This window comes from Chryseobacterium lathyri (assembly GCF_030812195.1).
Lineage (GTDB): Bacteria > Bacteroidota > Bacteroidia > Flavobacteriales > Weeksellaceae > Chryseobacterium > Chryseobacterium lathyri_A.
In genome coordinates this window covers 2,167,945-2,188,837 of the sequence record NZ_JAUSSF010000001.1, presented here as the reverse complement: position 1 = coordinate 2,188,837, position 20,893 = coordinate 2,167,945, and the positions used below count along the sequence as shown (strand labels likewise).

At 38.4% G+C, this 20,893-nt stretch carries 14 protein-coding genes; 2 read left to right on the top strand and 12 right to left on the bottom strand.

Annotated elements, in window-relative coordinates:
• Nucleotides 1–55 precede the first annotated feature (55 nt).
• The gene (locus J2T03_RS09905) at nt 56–3,769 is read right to left on the bottom strand and encodes a metallophosphoesterase (RefSeq protein ID WP_307210996.1); all 3,714 of its coding nucleotides are present in this window, start codon (nt 3,767–3,769) and stop codon (nt 56–58) included.
• Nucleotides 3,770–3,795: 26 nt separating this feature from the next.
• On the opposite strand from J2T03_RS09905, the gene J2T03_RS09900 reads away from it, so the two are divergent.
• Together J2T03_RS09900 and J2T03_RS09895 are read left to right on the top strand one after the other, a co-directional pair.
• Nucleotides 3,796–4,968: a Pycsar system effector family protein gene (locus J2T03_RS09900; protein ID WP_307210995.1), complete on the top strand. Its 1,173-nt coding sequence runs from the start codon at nt 3,796–3,798 to the stop codon at nt 4,966–4,968.
• Nucleotides 4,969–4,981: 13 nt separating this feature from the next.
• Nucleotides 4,982–5,905: a bestrophin family protein gene (locus J2T03_RS09895; protein WP_307210994.1), complete on the top strand. Its 924-nt coding sequence runs from the start codon at nt 4,982–4,984 to the stop codon at nt 5,903–5,905.
• On the opposite strand, the gene J2T03_RS09890 is transcribed toward J2T03_RS09895, so the two are convergent.
• From J2T03_RS09890 to J2T03_RS09840, 11 genes are all read right to left on the bottom strand, one after another.
• Entirely contained in the window at nt 5,890–8,208 is a 2,319-nt protein-coding gene (locus J2T03_RS09890) for a GAF domain-containing protein (RefSeq protein ID WP_307210993.1), read from the bottom strand. The genes J2T03_RS09895 and J2T03_RS09890 overlap by 16 nt on opposite strands.
• A gap of 403 nt (nt 8,209–8,611) precedes the next feature.
• Nucleotides 8,612–11,083, bottom strand: coding sequence for a TonB-dependent receptor plug domain-containing protein (locus tag J2T03_RS09885; protein ID WP_307210992.1), 2,472 nt, complete (start codon nt 11,081–11,083; stop codon nt 8,612–8,614).
• Nucleotides 11,084–11,362: 279 nt separating this feature from the next.
• Nucleotides 11,363–12,748 carry an NADH-quinone oxidoreductase subunit N gene (locus J2T03_RS09880; RefSeq protein ID WP_306846574.1) on the bottom strand — a complete coding sequence of 462 codons (1,386 nt, stop codon included), beginning with the start codon at nt 12,746–12,748 and terminating at the stop codon, nt 11,363–11,365.
• A 131-nt stretch (nt 12,749–12,879) separates the two neighbouring features.
• The gene (locus J2T03_RS09875) at nt 12,880–14,373 is read right to left on the bottom strand and encodes a complex I subunit 4 family protein (RefSeq protein WP_306846576.1); all 1,494 of its coding nucleotides are present in this window, start codon (nt 14,371–14,373) and stop codon (nt 12,880–12,882) included.
• The gene (gene nuoL, locus J2T03_RS09870) at nt 14,373–16,286 is read right to left on the bottom strand and encodes an NADH-quinone oxidoreductase subunit L (RefSeq protein ID WP_306846577.1); all 1,914 of its coding nucleotides are present in this window, start codon (nt 16,284–16,286) and stop codon (nt 14,373–14,375) included. Before nuoL ends, J2T03_RS09875 begins: the two co-directional genes overlap by 1 nt.
• A 3-nt stretch (nt 16,287–16,289) precedes the next feature.
• Nucleotides 16,290–16,619, bottom strand: a complete 330-nt coding sequence (nuoK, locus tag J2T03_RS09865) for an NADH-quinone oxidoreductase subunit NuoK (RefSeq protein WP_099765818.1) — start codon at nt 16,617–16,619, stop codon at nt 16,290–16,292.
• Between the two features lie 4 nt (nt 16,620–16,623).
• Nucleotides 16,624–17,121 (bottom strand): NADH-quinone oxidoreductase subunit J family protein, encoded by a 498-nt coding sequence (locus J2T03_RS09860; protein ID WP_034703568.1) that lies wholly within the window; start codon nt 17,119–17,121, stop codon nt 16,624–16,626.
• The gene (locus J2T03_RS09855) at nt 17,121–17,678 is read right to left on the bottom strand and encodes a NuoI/complex I 23 kDa subunit family protein (protein WP_116012812.1); all 558 of its coding nucleotides are present in this window, start codon (nt 17,676–17,678) and stop codon (nt 17,121–17,123) included. The genes J2T03_RS09860 and J2T03_RS09855 overlap by 1 nt, the downstream gene beginning before the upstream one ends.
• 112 nt (nt 17,679–17,790) lie before the next feature.
• Nucleotides 17,791–18,855 carry an NADH-quinone oxidoreductase subunit NuoH gene (nuoH, locus tag J2T03_RS09850; protein ID WP_306846581.1) on the bottom strand — a complete coding sequence of 355 codons (1,065 nt, stop codon included), beginning with the start codon at nt 18,853–18,855 and terminating at the stop codon, nt 17,791–17,793.
• 91 nt (nt 18,856–18,946) lie between these two features.
• Nucleotides 18,947–19,945, bottom strand: coding sequence for a 2Fe-2S iron-sulfur cluster-binding protein (locus J2T03_RS09845; RefSeq protein WP_169235198.1), 999 nt, complete (start codon nt 19,943–19,945; stop codon nt 18,947–18,949).
• Nucleotides 19,946–19,988: 43 nt separating this feature from the next.
• Nucleotides 19,989–20,882, bottom strand: a complete 894-nt coding sequence (locus J2T03_RS09840) for a hypothetical protein (protein ID WP_307210991.1) — start codon at nt 20,880–20,882, stop codon at nt 19,989–19,991.
• Nucleotides 20,883–20,893 lie beyond the last annotated feature (11 nt).

Below are 20,893 nucleotides of genomic sequence, written 5' to 3'. Positions count from 1 at the left end.
TTTTTCTATCTGGTTAAATGTAGTATTTAAAGGATCAATGAGAAAGTGGAAAATTTTAAAAAGTCATTCCTACACCGGCAGATATCCTTCCTCCGTCAGAACCATGGAAATAATTCAGCCTTGCGGAAAACATTTCTACAACGCTAATCCAGAATCCTGCTCCTACAGACTGATGCCACTTCTTGGAATCCTCATTATCATTCCACACACGTCCCAGGTCATACCCAATCAGAACTCCCATATTGGCCGGAACGATATTGTTTCTTACCCTTCCGAAGTCCCAGCGGATCTCAGAATTATTGGTAAAATAAGATTTCCCTGAAAATCTGTTATTCCGGAAAGCCCTCATTCCATTATTGCCACCAATACTCGCGGCCTGATAGAATTCAAAGTTATTATTGCTGATCCACATGGCATTGCTGGAATTTGCAAAAACAAAATGTCCTTTTTTGTCAAGCCTGTGGTCTATTGCCAACGTTCCGTTCAGAGTGAAGAAATTTTTGTCAGTATTGGATAAATTGGTTCTCCAGTCTGCATTCATTAATAATTCAAGTCCTAAAGTAGGAAAGGCATTATTATCTAAATTTTTGAAGCTGAATGTATAATTGGCCCCTGCAAACTGCTGGCTTTTGAAAACTTCAGGTCTCACATCGGACGACTGGTCTACAAAACGGTCACCGTTTTTCTGCACCTTATTATCCTCAAAGGTCAGCTGGAACTGATGCTGAAGATTCATCCAGCTTTTCTTAGAGATAGATGGGGCAAAATTGAGCTTGGAAATTCTTGCTCTGTTGTATTCCCTTTCCGTATTTTCCTTATCATATTTACTTTCGTTGGAAAGCCCGAAGAAATTTTCGGAAAAGCGGGGAGTGGTATAGGCTGCATCAAGATTGAAATCCCATCCGGATATTGCTTTTTTGAAAATTCCTTTATAAACTGCGTTAAAACCTCCGGTTGCTGTATAAAAATTAACTTTAAGGCTATGCTTTTGAGTGTAAGGAGCACGGATGAAATTATTAACCGTATAATTAGCCAGAACACCTAAGATCACGCCGTCATCCGGGTTGTAATCTGCATTCGGGTATCCGGCAAAGAAATTATATTTCGGATGCTTATAATTGTAGGTGTTGATATCGTAATCATCAGATATATTTTTGGTTGCGGAGCCGTTGTATGTGTTTTTCTGACTTTTAAAATCATAAATCCTTACACCTTTTCCGTCAGCAATATTATAGATATCATGGTTGTAACCACCAATCAGCCTGATGTTCGTCTTAGGCCTTCCATCCCCTGATACTTCATAAATATCATCATCTTCAAGACCATAGATCCAGAGTTCTTTTGTTTTAGAATCTTCGTATGTTTTTTCAAAAACCAATTCAGGATTTTCTTTGTTTTTGTCTAATTTATACTGCTTTACGTTGATGGAATTGGCTGTTTTTGTAATAACGAATTTATCAGGATTCACTGTTCCGGCAAGAGAAACTTTTTCCTGAAGCACATCATAATATTGGGCAGCATAATCCTGAAGTTTTGTTTTTCTGATTTTTAATTTACGTTGGATATCGGCAATGGTCTCATCTTTTACTTCTTTAGGAAGATTAACGAATGCATCGTCAATATCAGCATCCGTAAGATGTTCCTGGATATACTTTGCCTGTGCGGTCCATTCTTCCTGGGTTGCCCCTTTCAAGAAAATAAGATCCAGCGGATACGGCTCCATATTCATCCATTTTACATTTTTGATCTCTTCTTTAAAAGTCTTCATATGACGGATAGCCGGAACATTCATAATAAGCTTGAAAGCAGCGCCGTCATACCGGCTGAAGGCTTGGTCTCTGTCCTTCGGGATAGGTTTGTAAACAACTTTATCGCCATCCTGGTATTCTGCCCATTTCCATTGATCTGAATGCCTGTCCCAATCTCCGATCAGCATATCAAAAATCCTTGCTCGTATATATGATTCGCGGTCTACGGAATATTTATAATTTTTAGTGAAATTTTTCAGAACATCATCCGTAGAAACAATGTCTTTAGCGTTCTCCAGCGAAGCCAGCGTTTTAGGATCAGCAGAAAATCGCTCCTCGATCATGTACATTTCATCGCCATAATTTTTATTATACTCACCTAAAGTATATTGCTTGGGAATGTAGTATAATTTCGGATTGCTATGAAAAATACCCAGTTTATCAGCCATATTTCCTACCGAAAAAGGGGTAAACGGATGGCTGGTGGTGTAAAAATCTAGCAGGAACTTTTCAGGAAATGTGTTATTCAGCTCATTCCCGAAAGTGCTTTTTTTGAAGGCCATATTATTCAGAAAACGTACTGCGCTCTTTTTCACACCTCGCATGACAAATTCCTGTCCGTCTGCTGCTTTCAGCCTCAAACTGTTCGACTGGTTTCCTCCGCCTTCTCTGAAAGGAATAAAACCGCCATTCAGTGAAGCGAGATCTGCTGTAGGCGCTTCAATTGGAATTCCGTAATATTTCCTGTAATGCTCGCCCCAGAGCCAACGGTAAACCGGTCCTTTTCTGGTAAGCTTTACGGGATAGATACTTGAAGTAGCTGTAGACGGAAAATCTTTTGGATAATTATTCACAAAAACATCCGGTTTCGAGATTACAGAAATATGGGCAAGCTTTTTAATGCTGTTATCTTTTGTTGAAAAATATTCGACATCTGTGCTCTGGTCTTTTCTGATATTCAGAACGGCAAACCCACTTCCTCCGTAAGAGAAATCGGTTTTTTCAGCAATAGTAGAGGGATCTGTTTTGGATCCTGCACCGCTGATGATCTGTCTGATATTCCTTTCTTCATGGTATTGCAGATTATGATCATGCCCCGATACAAAAATAATATTTTCCTTATCCTGAACAATGCTTTTTAGCCTGTTGGCCAGATCTGCATAATGTTGATTGTTGATGTCCTCCAGACTTGCTCCGGAAGAACTCCTCAGAATATTGATCAAACTTGAAACAACCGGTACGGGAACCTTACTTTTCAGTGGATAAAGATGTGATTTTGCAGAATTGAATCCTGCATGTGTTCCGCTGCTGATCACAGGATGGTGCAAGGCTACAATGATCTTTTTATCCTGATTTTTGGTAACGAGATCTTTAAATTCTATAAAAAAATCTTCGCGGGTTTTGATCGTACAGTTTTTATTGATCCCGGGATATTGATCCCAGTTTACCAGTGCCCACTTGGTGTCTATGACAATGAGCTTTATATCTTTTGATAGATTAATATCATCAATACCGCATGAATTTTTAGGGAGAAAAGCTTTTTTGTCGTTGAAATAGGCTTTCACAAGATCTTCCTGTGCTTTTAATCCATCCATACCACTTTTCCAGTCATGGTTTCCGGGAATAACAAGCGTTTTTCCTTTGAAATTTTTGGTAATGGCAAGCTGATTTTCCAGTTTTTGTTTTGCCAGTGCATAATCTTTGTCAGATTCTTTCGGCAATCCGTTGGGATAGATATTATCCCCCAGGAAGATCAGCATAGAATTGCTGTCTGCCGAGTCCAGTTTGCTTTTAAGTAAATTTAAGGTGTGCTGCGCCTGGGGCTCATCTGCATTTCCTGCATCTCCGATCAGGAAAATTTTAAAATCATTCTCAGATTTTACATCAGAATTGTTGACTTCAAATAAGTTTTTACCCTTTTTTACGTTATATGTAGCGCACGAATAGAGAACTCCTGCAGACAATACAGCTCTAAAGGCAATAGAAGTTTTTTTTAAATGAGTTTTAAAGGATAAATTCATAAATTTACATTAACAAAAATTCAGGGATGAATATTTTACACAAAGCTAAAGATTATGTAGAAATCTTATTCAAAGATAAGTTATCTTCTGTATACTTTTATCATAATTTTATTCACACGACCTATACGGTAAACAAGGCCGAAGAGATCATGCGAAATACACCTGTTTCCAAAGAGGATCAGGAAAAGGTACTTTTGGCACTGTGGTTTCATGATACGGGCTATATAGAATGTGCCCAGAATCATGAAGAAAAAGGAGTAGCCATCCTCACTGATTTCCTGAAGCAGGAAAATTATTCTGAAAGCTTTATTGAGGATGTTTCTCAATTGATTCTGGCCACTAAAATTACGCATGAACCGCAGAACCTTCTGGAGAAGATTGTAAAAGATGCAGACTGCAGTCATTTTGCCAGCTATGATTATAGTGATATTTCCGATGCGCTCAGAAAAGAATGGGAACTTACTAACGTAAGATGTTTTTCCAATGACGAATGGAACGCCGGGAATCTTGAAATGCTTAAAGATAAGCACCATTATTACACAGAATATGCAAAGGAAAACTGGGAACCTCTGAAAAAGAAAAACATCAGGAAAATAGAAAAGAAGCTTGAAAAGGAAGAGGATAAAAAAGAAAACACAGATAATAATAAGAAAGAGCCCAAAGAGCCCAAATCTGACCGCAGTGTAGACACGCTATTCAGAGTAACGCTGAACAATCATACAAGACTGAGTGATATTGCTGACAGTAAAGCGAATATTCTTCTTTCGGTTAATGCCATCATTATTTCAGTCTGTCTTTCCGTATTGGTTCCCAAACTGGATACTCCAAAGAATGCACACCTTATCATTCCGAGTTTTATCCTGCTTACTTCAAGTGTTCTGACCATTATATTTGCGATCCTGTCTACAAAACCGAATGTGACCAAAACGAATTTTACAGCTCAGGATATTGCGGACAGAAAAGTAAACCTGCTCTTTTTTGGAAACTTTCATCAAATGCTGTTTAATGACTATCATGATGCCATGAAGGATCTCATTAAGGACAGAGATTATATCTATGATTCTATGGTGAAGGACCTGTATTTCCTGGGGAAAGTTCTTGACAGAAAATACAAGCTTTTATCTGTAACCTATAAAATATTTATGGCAGGAATTATTATTTCCGTACTTTCTTTTGCGTATGCTTTTCTTTCACTTTAATAAATAGATAAAAATGATTGTAAGGCAACGTACCAATTGGCTGAAAATGCTGTTTATATGGAGAGGATCCGTATTGAAGAAAATTGTTGTCCAGCTGGGTGTTATTTTAATATTTTCACTGCTAATTTATTCTTTTAAAGGAAAAATTTTCGATTATAAAGTACATCTTAATCCTACTATTTTTACGCTGATCGGTCTTGCATTGGCTATTTTCATGGGATTCTGCAATTCCGCAAGCTATGACCGCTTCTGGGAAGGCCGCAAGCTGTGGGGTCTATTGGTGATTGAAACAAGATCTTTTACAAGACAGATTCTTTCATTGGTAAATGATCCTTCACCCGAGGCTAAGGAGGAAAAAGAAAAGATCATCAAAATGGTTTCGGCATTCTGCTGGTCCCTGAATGATCAGCTGAGAGACAAATCGGGCACAGAACATTTAACGAGACTTCTTTCTCCGGAACATACAAGGCTGCTAAAAGATAAAAAATTTATCCCCGGCATTATCCTGGGTTTTATTGCAGACTGGCTGAATGAACAGCGGCAGAAAGGAAATATTGATACGATCGTTATGACCTCTATGGATCACCAGCTGAACCAGTTTTCCAATATTTCAGGAGGATGTGAGAGAATTTACAATACGCCTTTACCTTTTGCTTACAGTGTGCTGCTTCACCGTACGGTTTATCTGTATTGTTTCTGGTTGCCTTTCGGGTTGGTGGACAGTCTGGGCTGGATGATGCCTTTAATTGTTTTGCTGATCAGCTATACATTCATTGCGCTGGATGCTATTATCCAGGAAATCGGTGAGCCGTTTGGAGAGGAGGAAAACGATCTTGCCCTGAACAGCATGTGCAGAACAATTGAGTATTCTATTTTCGAGCAGGCAGGAATACCACAGGGTGAACTGAAAAAGCCGGATTCTTATTTTATTGATTGATCTTGGGTCAAAGAAACCCTCAATGCCAGCAATCCCGTAATTCCCTGCAAATCCTCTACTTTTAAAAACTCTATATCATTCTGCAGAATTTCTTTTTTCTGAAGCTTATTGATGTATTCCAGGTATTCTTTCTGGTTTTCCATACCGAAATAAACGATGGTAATTTTTCCCGGACAGGTAATTCTTTCTGAAGAGTCTTTGACATGGGCTTTATCCAGACGTTTTTTTACAATTTCATAATACGAATTGTAGGCGCCGTCTACATCAAAACGCTTTTCATCCATCCTGAAGCGGATATCTATCTTTTCGTTATAGACAAAAAGCAATGAGGCAATATCAAGCTGTATCGGCAGGCTTTTTTTAAAAGTCTGGAATTCGCGTTCCATATTGCAGATTGTCTTCAGCTGCCAGTACCTTAATTTGTGGACCACTTTGGAGGTATAGCTGAGATCCGGAGCAATATTATGCCCGATATACAGATTGTGTTCTACACCATCGGATTTAAACCTCTCATAATAGTGCGGAAAGATCTGCTGGGCTTTCACCTGGCTTTCATCCAGCATATCGGCAAGCTTCCTGTTGACCAGCGTTATAGAATCATCTAAATTTTTTCTGTTGGCATAAAATAGATCGGTCTGAGTAAAAACCTGTACAAAATAGTCTTTGATTTTATTTTTTATTTCCCTGTCCGTTTTCAGCTCAAGTTTCCCCTGAAGATAAGGATGGATTTCCTCTCTCAAAAATCTTTGAAGGCGCTGTTCCGTATCAGCTTTGATCTCGTTGTTTAGCTCATTTTCAAAAACATCAAGAGCCAGAAGGTATTTTTCTGAATCAGAATTGATGAGTGTGAAAATATCATGAAGACTTTCAAGCTGCTGGTTGAGGTCTTCAAGCATCAGATTAAAGCGCTTCTCTGAAGAGGAACGGATATCCGAGAACCCGAACAGTGGGGTCAGGTTTTTGAAGGAGATCTGTTTCAGCGTGTACATTTTTTTCCCCAGCGAAGCATTGAAATATTTTTCGGCTTCGTTCCTGAATTTCCATACCACACTGTCGTGGATGGAGGTGTATTCACGCTGGATGATGGCTTCTATCTGGTAGTTTTTTTCAAAGCTGAATCTGTTCAGGGAAAACAGGATCATATCGGTGAAAAATTCCATTTTTTTCAGCTTTAAACCGTTGAAACTGTTGGCTTGCGGAGATGTAAATTCCATAATGGCCAAAAGCTCGTTATCTTTCATGATTGGAATCACCATGAAGCTGTTGATATTGTTGTTCCTTAAAATACTGAAAGAAGGAAGTTCCTTGATGTTGTCATCCAGTTTGTCGACATTCGAGATGACAATCGGTTTGGAATTATGATTTAAATTGGTAAATGTACTTTTCCGGGTTTCCTCGTCAAATGCATTGATCCAGAAATCCAGGACATGATGTGTGAAAACATTTTCGTAGATCGGAAGCCTGCCGAGTTTCTGATCTTTCTTATCGAAAAGCATGAGCCCGAAATTAAGCTCCGGGACATCGAAATAAGATTTGAAAATTTCAACAAGATTTTCATCCGGGCTCAAATCCTCCGGATCAATTTCTATCATGCTCGATTTAAGGTCGGACAGGGCCACTTCAGAAGTACAGTCTACTAGGGAAACAATAGTAAAGCCTTTTAAAACCCATGATTTTGGAGGGAAATATTTTTTCCAAAGCTTAAAATCGTCCAGGTTTTCCAACAGCATATCCAGCACATCATCCGTTGGAATTTTTGCGTCTTCAGTAGGATAAACCTCTGTAAAATCTGAATTGACTGTGATCTTATAATGTTTCATGATTCCCAGCCTGTTCGGGATATCATAATAAAGAGGCATGGTGCTTTTGATGTCTCTTTTGAAATAGCTCTGCAGGATGAGACAGCAGCAGAATACATAGAATTCATCGTCACCGATATTCCTCAGCTCTATTTCAAAGTCCTTTCCGGCATCTTTAAGTATACCTTTAAATCTTTCGGTATAGTTGAACGTAGTTTTGGAAAGCGGAACACTTGCTGCTTTGATTTCATTGCGTGTAAGACCGGTAGGAAATAGGTCTGCAAGCAGCTGTCTGATGAGGTCTTCATGTTTTTCGAGAAGGCTTTCATCCTGGAATCCGTCTCTTAGCTCCGGAAATTTTCTTGTCCTTTCGATTAAAGATTCAGCATAATTGACACGGTATTCCAGACGGTCATTATAACGGATATGTTCCAGAACATCCAAATATTTTTTGAATGATATAAGAACCTGAAAGGGAGCGTCTTTTTTGTAAAGGTTGGCCAAGGGCTGAAATTTAAAGTAAAGTTATGAAAAAAAGATAACTTCCAACTGTATTGCAAATTGGTGAAAGCTATGTTTATAAGAGCTTTTGTTATTTTCTTGGACTGAATTCGGGATAAAATATTTCTGTTTTGGTAAAGTAAAGTAGCTTGAGCAAGAGAAAAGTTATTGAAATCTGAAAAGCAGTTACAACCGGATTTAATTAGTGTTTAAGGGTTAGTTAATCCAATTCTATGATAACTGTAAGAATTATCCAATTTAATAATAATTTCCAGCCTCTTAATCTTAGTTTCTTAATCTGAATTCAGGTTAATATAAATTTATTTTTAAAAGATTAACAACAAAGAGACTCCTTCCAATGATGGAAGAAGCCTTTTGTTCTTTAAAGATAAGTGGTTTGCAGTAATTAGAATTTAAGGGAATATCCTAAAACAAATTGAGTCCCGAATATGCTGAAATGTTGGGCATCGTAGCTGGATTGGGGATATCTTCCATTGAAGGTTACCGTATTGTAAATTTCGTCATATGTTTTGTCTGCCGGCATTCTTAATAATTTCCATTTGGGTAAAATATTAAATACGTTCAGTACCCCGAAATTGACGGTATTTTTATCATTGATCATATAGCTGAACATAATATCTGTGGTAATTCTGGGATCAAATCTTAAATAAGATTGTTGGTCGGCTATAGGATCATTCCACGCCAGATTGGCTCCCGGCATACCGCTGTTGGCAAATATAGCTTTGCCAAATAAGGTATTGTTAAGAGAAATATTCCAGTTCTTGATAGTGTAATCTATCCCTAAGACAGTTTTTAAAGCAGGTCTTGAAGTGGTAGCTAAAGCTTCTTCAGTTCTGTTAAATGGTGCTACCAGATTAAGGCCGTTCAGTTTATCCGAACTCTTTGTAATGCGGGAATGGTTCATATTCATAGCCAGGTTAAGACCGAATTTACCGGATAACCAGTGGATATTTTTGTAATTGGCAACAATATCAAGCCCTATAGTTCTTGTATCTACACCATTGATGAAGAAACTTGCAGAAGTGATATTGTTGACTCCAATTTTGGCTAGAGGGTCTAAAATTGTAGCTTTATCATTCATTCTTGAGCTCAATAGTATTCTGTCATACACATTGATAAGATATCCGTCTACCGTTATTAAGAAATTTTTGTTAGGTTGAATACCTAAGCCCAGAGTAAAATTCAAAGATTTTTCAGCATCAAGTTTAGGAATACCTATAGCTTTTGCTTCTTTACCAACGTTATTAAACAGTCCTTCTGCGACTACTTTACCATTTGAAAAAACGTTCTGTACAGTAGAAAGATAAACCTGCTGAAGGGTAGGAGCTTTGAATCCTGTAGAAACAGATCCTCTTAGTACTAGTTTTTTTCCTATAATATTCTGTCTGGCACTTATTTTCCAGATCAATGCATTTCCAAAATCGCTATAGTTTTCGAAACGGGCTGTAGCGTTAAAAGAGGTGGCATCAGAAATATCGAATGCTGCATCCACATAGGCTCCTATATTATATCTTGAAAACGTTCCTGAGTTTTCCGGTAGGGATCCCGGGAAAGAGATGGCACCGGTCTGGAAGTAGGAAGCGGGATCTCCTGCATAGATCTCATACTCTTCTCTCCTGGCTTCAGATCCGAATGCCAAAGCAAAATGCTCTGAGAATCTTCTAGAAACATCCAAGTTACCCACAATATTGTTAAACCTGAAACCTCCCGGTTTGAAATTGATCGGACTGGAAGTTCCCAGCGCTGCATTAAACGTATTTCCTACTGTGTACAGGATTTTGTTTCCGCCAAAAGTGGCACTGAGATCTACTATCCATTCGCTAGCTGTTTTGGTTTTATAGCCAAATGTTCCTCCATAATCAGTAAGGTCTCCTATAAATGAAGGGGTAAAACCGGCCGGAGCATTTAAGACATTGGCAGGATCGACCCAGTAGGGAGCTCTGTGATTGGCAAAACTATTCACCTTTTTAGTAGCAAAGGAAGCATTTGCGTAAATATTGGTGCTCTCAGAGAGGGGGATGGATGTATTGATGAGAAAACTGATACTGCTTTTTTTAGGGGAGGCATTTTTATTTTGGGCATCCGGATATTCAGTCAGATAGGCATCAACCACACTTTGGTCGGCTCCGAAGGTCTGTGCTTCCCAATAGGCATTTACCTTTCCGCTTCTGTAGGCATAATCGTTGTTTTGCAGATTGGTGGAGAAGGTTATAAAGCCGCCATTTTTGAATGTGGAACCGGTAATAACGCTGAGATTTTGCGAAAAGCCATCACCTTTGGAATATAATCCAAGGTTGGTATTGATTTCTGTAAAGTTGATTTTATCCTTTAATATAACATTGATTACACCGGCTATTGCATCAGAGCCATATTGTGCGGAAGCCCCGTCTCTCAGGATTTCTATTTTCTTGATGGCAATAGGTGGAATTGAAGAAAGATCGGCACCTGTTTCTCCTTTTCCAATTGTATTCTGCGTGAAAATCAGGGAAGATTGATTTTTTCTTTTTCCATTAATTAGAATCAGGGTCCGGGATGATCCTAAATTTCGTATTTCAAAGGGATCCAATAGTGAGGTTGCATCCTGAACTGCCGCACTGGTAGAATTAAAAGAAGGAATTCTATATTGTAGCGCCTGGCCAACGGAATTATGTCCTGAAGACTGAATAACAGAAGCATCTATGTTGTCAATTGGAAGAGGTGTGGAGACGCTGGATCTTGGAGCTGCTCTGGTTCCTACCATGACAACTTCATCTATCTTTTTTTCTGTGGTTGAGGTGATAGAATCTTGTTCCTGTGCCTGAAATAAGGTTGTTGAACATAGAAAAAACGTGGCAGCAATGCAGATATGGGTCTTCATTATAATATCAATTTTGTTTATTTAAAACAAATGTATTATTTTAAATTTTTCATGCATTTATGTGTAATATTCTCATTTTTTAGTGTTATTTGATGATAATGTACTTACTTATTGCTTATGTGTTTGATGAAAGTTTGTTTTATTTTAAATTGATTTAATTTTTTCAACTTAAAATTGTTAAACTATCAATATGCACTTTTTTTAATTATTGATATTTTCATTATAGCATAAAAAAGCACAACTGAAAAGTTGTGCTTCTATATATTTTATATTGAGATTTTATAATCCGAACTGTCTTGCAAATAGATCTGGGAAGATACCCAACAGAATAATTGATGCAATGACAAATACCGCTACAATATTGTAAGTAAGCGTTACTTTTTCTGAAGATTTGAATGTTGTTTCTTTGAAGAAAAACATTGAGATAATTAATCTTAAATAGTATGCAATAGATACTGCAGAACCCAGCACAGCGACTAATACTAAGAAAACTCCGTGCGTTGAATTCATTGCCTGAGAGAATAAAGCAAATTTCCCCATGAAACCGGCTGTTAGTGGAACTCCTGCCATTGAAAGCATGGAGATCGCTGCAACTGTTGCCAGCAGAGGTTCAGATTTTGCCAATCCTTTGAAAGCTCCGAAAGAAGTTTCTCTTTTTAACTTTTCAACATAAATCAAGCACATGAAAACTCCTACCGTTGATAAAGCATAAGCAAATAAATAAAATGCCAAATTATAAGTAGAAAGGCTAGTCATTCCGAAGAAAACCAATCCGATGTATCCTGCATGGGAAACCGAAGAGTAGGCCAGCATCCTTTTTGCATTGGTCTGAGCAAGCCCCATAACGTTGGCTAAAAGCAATGTAATAATCAGGAATACGCCAAATACATTGATCCATTCTTCAGTAACGCCTCCAAATCCGATGGTCATTAATCTGAATAAAGCAAAGAACCCTGAGATCTTTACCACACTCGCCATAAATGCAGTGATCAGTGAAGGGGCTCCATAATATACATCAGGACTCCACATGTGGAAAGGTGCCAATGCTACTTTGAAAGCCAGTGCGCAAAGAATGAGAAGAACTCCTAAAATGAACATAACGTCTTTAGGATTTTTAACTCCGAAATCCTGGATCTTATATAAATCAAAACTTCCGGTACTTCCGTAAATAAATGCAATCCCGAACAGTAAGAAACCTGTTGCAAATGCACCCATCAGGAAATACTTGATTGAAGCTTCGTTTGATCTTAAATCAGTTTTGTTGGCACCAGCCATTACATACAGCGGGATGGAAAGAATTTCTACTCCCAAGAAAAGGGTTACCATATTCTGGAATCCAAAAAGAATAATTCCTCCGCATAATGCAAAAAGCATCAGTGCATATAATTCCGACTGGTGGCTTCTGTGGTTACTGAACGCAAAACCTCCCAGAAAGAATAACAATAAGGTTGTTACAATAGATATTTTGGTAAATAACGCTGTATTTGCAGTATATTCATACATGTGTCTGTACTTTTCGAAAAAAGCACATTCAGGTAAGAAGCTTACATATAAAGCAACGATCAATCCTAAAATCCCAATGTATCTTGCGAATTTTCCCTGTTCAAAAACTCCTGAAAATAACGCAATAACTGCCGTTAGGAAAACAATAATTAAAACACTCATAATATAGATTTGAGATTTTAAGTTTAAAATTCAAAGTTTAAAGTTTGTGTCATGGCCGAAACCGTTTTTCAATCTTTATTCTTTTTCTCTTCTAATCTCTTAATTTTTTAATTTTTAAATCTTTTAATTTTTTAGCTGGCCATTGCTGTATAAATAAACGTCAGCGAGCTATTCACCATATCGATTATCGGTTGTGGGAAGATACCAAATACAATCACAAAAACCGCTATACTTGCCAATACGGAAAACTCTACTGCAGATAAGTCTTTTACGGTACTCAATACTGCATCATTTCCCTGGCCAAACATTGCTTTTCCGTAGAATCTCAATAGATATACAGCAGCAAAAATTACCGTAAGACCTGCGATTATTGCGGCCAAACCGTTGAAGTCATAAACTGATTTCAACAGGATAAATTCTCCGATAAATCCATTAGTCAATGGAACTCCCATTGAACCTAATATAATAATAAGAAACAACACGGCAAATTTCGGCGCTACTTTCGCTAAACCTCCCATTTGTCTGATATCTCTTGATTTAAATCTCTTGTATAAAATATCACAGCAGTAGAATAATCCCACTACGTTGATACCATGGGCAAAAGTCTGTACCAATGCTCCTTCAGCCCCTTCAATATTGAATGTTCCTCTTAAAGTGATTACTGCAGAAGAGAAAATCCCTGCCACCATTAATCCTACGTGAGAGAAAGAAGAATATGCAATGATTCTCTTCATATCGCTCTGGATAATCGCGATGAGTGCACCGTGAACAATCCCTACGATAGCCAGGATAATGACGATCTGTCCTGAGATTCCTGCAATAGGAAGCGGAGTGATCGGAAGTAAATAACGGATAACACCATACACCGCCATTTTCAGCATGATCCCTGATAAAAGCATGGATCCCTGGGTAGGAGAGTAGGTATATGTATCCGGCTGCCATGTATGAAAAGGGAATACTGGTAATTTCACTGCGAATGCAAAGAAAATAAACCAGAATACCACTGTTTGCTGTACTTCGTTAAGTTGAGCATTATAAAGATCTGTTAAAGCAAATGATGCAGAGTGGTTGTACACATAGATCAATCCGGCTAACATAAACAGGGATCCAACGAATGTATAGACGAAGAATTTCGTAGTGAATTCGAACCTTTTATTCTCTTGTCCCCAAAGTCCGGCAATGAACCAGATCGGAATCAGGGTTACTTCCCAGAAAATGTAGAATAATAATCCGTCAAGCGATGTGAATACTCCTACAAGACCGAATTGCATCAGTAGAATCAGGCCGTAGAATGTATTTCTGTAGCTTACATTTTCGTTGAAAGAAGATAAAATAATAATCGGCGTCAAAATATTGGTCAACAGTAAAAGCAGCAGGCTCATCCCGTCAATCCCGAAATGAAGTGAGCTTTTAATAAATTGTGACCACGGATAATTGATTTCGTGCTGCAATACACTGTCCACCGTTGGATTAAAATTAAAATCCGCTGTGATGTAGAAAGTAATAAGCATCTGAATCAATGCAATTCCTAACGCCAAATATTTGCTGGATTTATTTTTCCATGCAAAAACTAATCCCGAACCTACTAGAGGTAATAGTAATAATGTTAATAATAAACCAGACATTATTGTAATATAAAGTTAACAATCAGTATAATTCCCACTGCTAAAGACATGATAAGAATATAAGTCTCTACATTTCCGTTTTGGATACGCTTCATCGCTTTTCCGCTGTCTTCAGCGCCATCGCCCACGAAGTCTACAAAACGGTCTAAGATCCCTTTATCAAACATCTTTCCTCCGCGTCCTAATCCTTCAACAGTTTTTACAATCAATGCATTGTAAAGTTCGTCTACATATAATTTCTTAGCAGAAAGTTTCTCCCATCCGGTATAGCTTTCTTCTGCAAGAGCCATTTTTTTCTTTTTTACGTAGGTATTTTTTACGATAAACCATACGGAGAAGAACATCAATACTGTAGCTCCCAGTAATATCATTTCAGTTCCAAACGGGACTCCCGAAAGAGTAGTTTCCATTTGCTTATAGCTTTGCTCGGTAAGAACAGGCTTCAGCCATTCCATCAATTTGGCATAATGGCCGTGTCCGATGAAGTGAGGAAGGTTAATGAAACCTCCAAGCACCGAAAGGATAGCCAGAACGATCAACGGAAGAGTCATATTAGATGGGCTTTCGTGTAAATGATGTTTCTGATCTTCCGTACCTCTGAATTCTCCGTGGAACGTCAGGTAGTACAGTCTGAACATATAGGTTGCAGTCATTGCCGCTAAAACAAATAAGATCACCCAGTAAACAGGGTTTTTAGCGAATGCTGCTACTAAAATTTCGTCTTTTGAGATCATCCCTGATAATAAAGGGAAACCTGAGATCGCTAATGTTCCGATCAGGAAAGTAGCATGTGTAATAGGGATGTATTTTTTCAGACCTCCCATGAAGCGCATATCCTGCTCGTTGCTCATTGCATGGATTACAGAACCTGCTCCTAAGAATAATAATGCTTTGAAGAATGCGTGCGTCATTACGTGGAACATCGCTGTAGTATAAGCTCCCAATCCTAAAGCAATGAACATGAATCCAAGCTGTGAAACGGTAGAGTAGGCCAATACTTTTTTGATGTCATTCTGACGAAGTGCATAGAATCCAGCTAAAGCAGCTGTTAAGAACCCGATGAATAAAATTCCTCCCTGAACCGTAGGCGCCAGAGTAAATAAGAAGTTTGATCTTACCACTAAGTAGATACCTGCCGTTACCATCGTTGCCGCGTGGATCAACGCTGATACAGGAGTAGGACCGGCCATCGCATCCGGTAACCATGTATATAAAGGAACCTGAGCCGATTTACCGGTAGCTCCGATAAATAAACTGGCGGTAATAAAGATAATTACTGTTCCGTCTAATTCAAATTTTGAAGAGTTCTGTGCTACGGTAAGATAATCCACCGCATTGGTCTGAGCAGCGATCATGAAGATCCCGATCAGTAAGGCAAGGTCACCAATTCTGTTCATGATGAACGCTTTTCTTGCTGCTTTACCGTATTCTTCATTGGTATACCAGAATCCGATCAACAGATAAGAGCACAATCCTACGCCTTCCCATCCGATGAACAGGATCAGGTAGTTGCTTCCCATCACTAAAAGTAACATGGAGAAGATGAAAAGATTCAGATAAGTAAAGAACTTATAGAAACCTTTGTCGTGGCTCATATATCCGATGGAATATAAATGGATCAGGGAACCGATTCCTGTGATGATCATCACCATCATTAAAGAAAGCTGATCGATCTGGAATCCGAAATTGATCTGAACCCCGTTTACTGTAAACCACTCAAAAGCTTTTACGATAATCGGCTGGCTTTCAGAATCAAATTTCATGAAAAGGCTTACTGCAATACAGAATGATCCGAAAACCATAGCTGTAGCCAGAGAGCCTACAAATATTTTTGGAAGATTTTTCCCGAATAAACCGTTAATAAGAAACCCTAAAAGTGGTAAAAGTACTATTGCATACACTAAATTTTCCATTCCTTATCCTCTTAATTTATTAAATATACTTACATCTACAGAACGGGTATTTCTATACAGCATAGCAATGATTGCCAGACCTACCGCTACTTCAGCGGCAGCTACCACCATAATGAAGAAAACTAAAAGCTGTCCGTCTCCGTTTCCCTTATAGGCTGAAAAAGCAGCCAATAAAAGGTTTACAGAATTCAGCATAAGCTCTACACAGCCCAAAATAACAATAGCGTTTTTTCTCAACAATACTCCCAATACTCCCAAAGAAAACAATACTGAGGAAAGAATGATGAAATAGTTAAGAGGGACACTTTGTATAAATGTATTTACTTCTCCCATAATTTTATAAATCTTTTTTACCGATTAATACCGCACCTACAATACCTGCCAGAATTAGGATGGATGCAAGCTCAAACGGTAAAACATATTGATTAAACAAAAGTCTGCCCAGATTTTTTGTAAGACCCACACCCTTGTCTACATTCTCAACAACAATGTGATTGTCCTGAACGCCTCTGAATACGCCTAAAACTCCAATTAATAAAAGTCCGGCTGTAAAAACTCCAACAAATTTTAAAGTATTGTTCTTCTTACTTTCGTCTTGTTTATTAAGGTTAAGCATCATCAGGATATAGAGGAACAATACCATGATGGCCCCGGCATATACTATAATCTGAATGATCGCAAGGAACTGAGCATTCAGAAGAATGTACATTCCGGCAATTGAAAACATCGTAACAATTAATGACAAAATAGCATAGAGCGGATTTCTTGCAAATACAAAATATACTGCACTGGCTACTGCTAAAAACGCCACCAAGAAAAATAAAAACTGATCCATTATTTTACCGCATTTTTTTGTTTCTCGGACTGTCTTGTCGTAATATCAATCCTTTCATTTATTTTTTCAACCAATTTATCTTTTCCATAGATGAAAGAACCTCTGTTGGTTTCTACATCCACCAATCTGTCTGTAAGATAAATAGCAGATTTCGGACAAGCTTCTTCACACATTCCGCAGAAAATACATCTCAGCATATTGATTTCATATACAGAAGCATATTTTTCTTCTCTGTAAAGACCTTTTTCTTCTTTAGTTCTTTCCGCAGCCGTCATGGTAATGGCTTCTGCAGGACAGGCTACAGCACAAAGTCCGCAAGCCGTACATCTTTCTCTGCCTTCTTCGTCTCTTTTCAGAACGTGCTGACCTCTCCAGATGGTAGTTCTCGGTTTCTGTACTTCCGGATATGAATATACTGCGGGAGCACCTTTTATCACGGTTCTTACAGCATGCTTAAATGTAATCCCCATTCCTGTAAAAATAGCAGGAAGGTAGATTTTTTCAGCAAGGGTCATTTCTTTTTTGGAAACAACTTTTGATCTGTTTGTAAGTTTCATTTAATTATAGATGTTAGATGTTAGACGTTAGATGTTAGAAGATGGAAGTGGGTATTTATTTCCCGCATCACCATGTTATCACATCATCACATCATCTCATTTTCAAATTATTCTAGTTGGCAAATGCTAAAATTACAGCACCTGTAATCAATAGGTTTACTAATGCCATTGGGATCAGAGTTTTCCATCCTAAGTGCATCAATTGGTCATATCTGAATCTTGGAAGCGTCCATCTGATCCACATAAAGATCAGAATTCCGATTACCGTTTTCGTTAAAAATGCTACGATACTCAGGATTCCCGCAATGTTTTCGCCCCAGTTCTGAGTTACCCATTCAATTCCAGGATAGTTGTACCCACCGAAGAAAAGAACAACCATGAAAGCATTGGAGATAAACATGTTCACATATTCACCGAACATATATAATCCCAGTTTCATGGAAGAATATTCTGTAGAATATCCTGTTACCAATTCAGATTCACATTCCGGTAAATCGAACGGGTGTCTGTTGGTTTCTGCCAAAGCAGCTACAAAGAATACAAGGAAAGCTATCGGCTGGTAGAAAATATTCCAGTTCATACCTGAACCCCAGGGAATAACGCCCCAAAGTTTTCCTGTAGTCTGGCTTTCCGTAATTTCTTTTAAATCTAAACTTCCCGTCATCATGATAATAGAAAGTAATGCTAGTCCCATTGCCAATTCGTAAGAAATCATCTGTGAAGAAGCACGGATAGCACCCAATAATGAATATTTGTTATTCGAAGCCCAACCTCCGATCATGATTCCATATACACCAATTGAGGCCATTCCGATGATGAAAAGTACCCCGACGTCGATGTTGGCAACCTGTAAATCAAAAGAAGTACCTGCAATATTTAAACTTTTACCCCAAGGAATAACCGCTCCTGTGATCAATGAAATAAACATAACCAAAGCCGGTCCCAATACGAAAAGAAACTTTTCAGCATTGGCTGGGGTAAAATCTTCCTTAAAGAAAAACTTTCCACCGTCAGCAAGTGGCTGCAGCAATCCGAAAGGCCCGGCTCTGTTGGGACCAATTCTATCCTGCATGATAGAGGCAACTTTTCTTTCTGCCCAGGTAGAGTAGGCGGCTATCGTAAGAGACAGCAGGAAAAGTGCTAGTACAAGTATAAGTTTAAATGTTAGTAAATCCATTTTATTTTTATAGATGTTAGATATGAGATGTCAGATGCTAGATGTTCAGATAGGTCTGAAGTCTTTTGTCTGAGATCTGATGCCTTATTAATTATTTTTCGTCTTTTTCACTGATTTCTTTCGCCATAGGATTGTCCAAGACTCTTAGTTCATCCTTAGGTTTTTCGTAGTGGTTCAATGAAATTACCGAGTGTCTGTCGATATGTCTAGGACCTTCAATATTCCAGTCAGACAGTTCTTTTCTTTCAAAACGGCAGGTATCGCAGATAAATTCTTCTACTTCTCCCCACTGGTCTTTTCTTGCAGTGACTCTTACAATTTCATCACCCTTCATCCAAACTACGGCTTTTCCTGAACATTTACCGCATTTACAAGAAGCATTCATTGGTTTTGTGAACCAAACTCTGCTTGCAAAACGGGAAGTTCTGTCTGTTAGGGCTCCAACCGGGCAAACATCAATAATGTTTCCGATGAAGTCATTATCCAAAGCTTTGTTTAAATAAGTGGAAATTTCAGCGTGATCTCCTCTGAAAAGAATTCCGTGTTCTCTTGAGTCGGTAAGCTGATTGGCTGTCAGTACGCATCTTGCACAAAGAATACAACGGTTCATATTCAGCTTGATATTCGGACCAAGATCATCGGCTTCGTAAGTATTTCTTTCAAATTCGGTTCTGGTCTCAAGGTTTCCATGCTCATACCCAAGATCCTGAAGGTGGCATTCACCGGCCTGGTCGCAAACAGGGCAGTCCAGAGGGTGGTTTACCAGTAGGAATTCGGTTACAGCTTTTCTACCTTCCTGAGCTTTTTCGGAAGAAAGATTCTTCACCTCCATGCCGTCCATCACGTTAGTTCTGCAACTCGCAACTAATTTTGGCATAGGGCGCGGATCTGCTTCGGATCCTTTTGAAACTTCAACCAAGCAAGTTCTACATCTCCCTCCGCTGGTTTCCAATTTGCTGTAATAGCACATTGCAGGAGGTACAGATTTTCCACCGATTTGTCTGGCAGCTTCCAAAATAGAAGTTCCAGGCAAAACTTCAGTAGTCTGTCCGTCTATAGTTATTTTGAATTTTTTAACCTCTTCGCTCATATTCTATGCTTTCGCTTATGCTTTTAAGGCGTTAAGCTATATTTTAATTATACTTCTTTGTGTTAAATGTATACCCGACTCCTGCAACGACCTGCCCGAAAACAAAATCCTGACGGGCTTTATCCGGCTTGTTATTTAATGTAGTTTTAATATCCCACATATTGATATATCCTGCTTTTGCCTCTGCTCTGATCATCCAGTTTTTCCAGAAAACCAGGTTAAGACTAGATCTAAGATCGGTTCCCATCCCAGCAACATGAAAGCGGTCACTTCTTTCATTCCCAAAAAGCCTTACATTACTTTTAGGAAACATTACCCCGATTCCCGCTCCATAAGACCATACCAAATCTATATTTTTCTTATGAATAAGATTTTTATATTTCTCAAGACCTAAATTTTCATAATTAAGCCCGTCTGTATGCTCGAAAGTAAGGAACTTTGTATCTGCCAGATTTACCTGTCCGTTCTGTACCATCGCTGCATATTTAGGATCTGAAATGGTTCCTGAAAAATCAACGGTCTGATTCTGCTTCATTACATATTTCATATGGTCGATCCCTAAAACAAGAGCAAGGTTATCTTTTATGAAATATCCTATTCTGAAATTGTACTGCGTTACGGTAAACCAGCTTGGATCAATATAAACGATTCCGAACTTGGTAGGTTTATCTCTTGCCTGTACATTATTCAACTGAAAATCATATCCGTTTCCGGTAAAATGGATATCAGAATTGCTGAAAGCACCTCTGTTCCACCCGTAAAAAACGAAGACCTGGCCTTTTTTACTTAACGGATTCGGTTTCTGTTTTTTTTCAGTTTTATTATCTTTATAAGGAGCTATCTCCAGTTTATATTCTTTGTTTAATGTATCTTTTTTTACTTGCCCAAAAGCAACAAACCCCGACATCATTAAGCCGACAACCAATAACTTCTTCATTATTTTTTTAG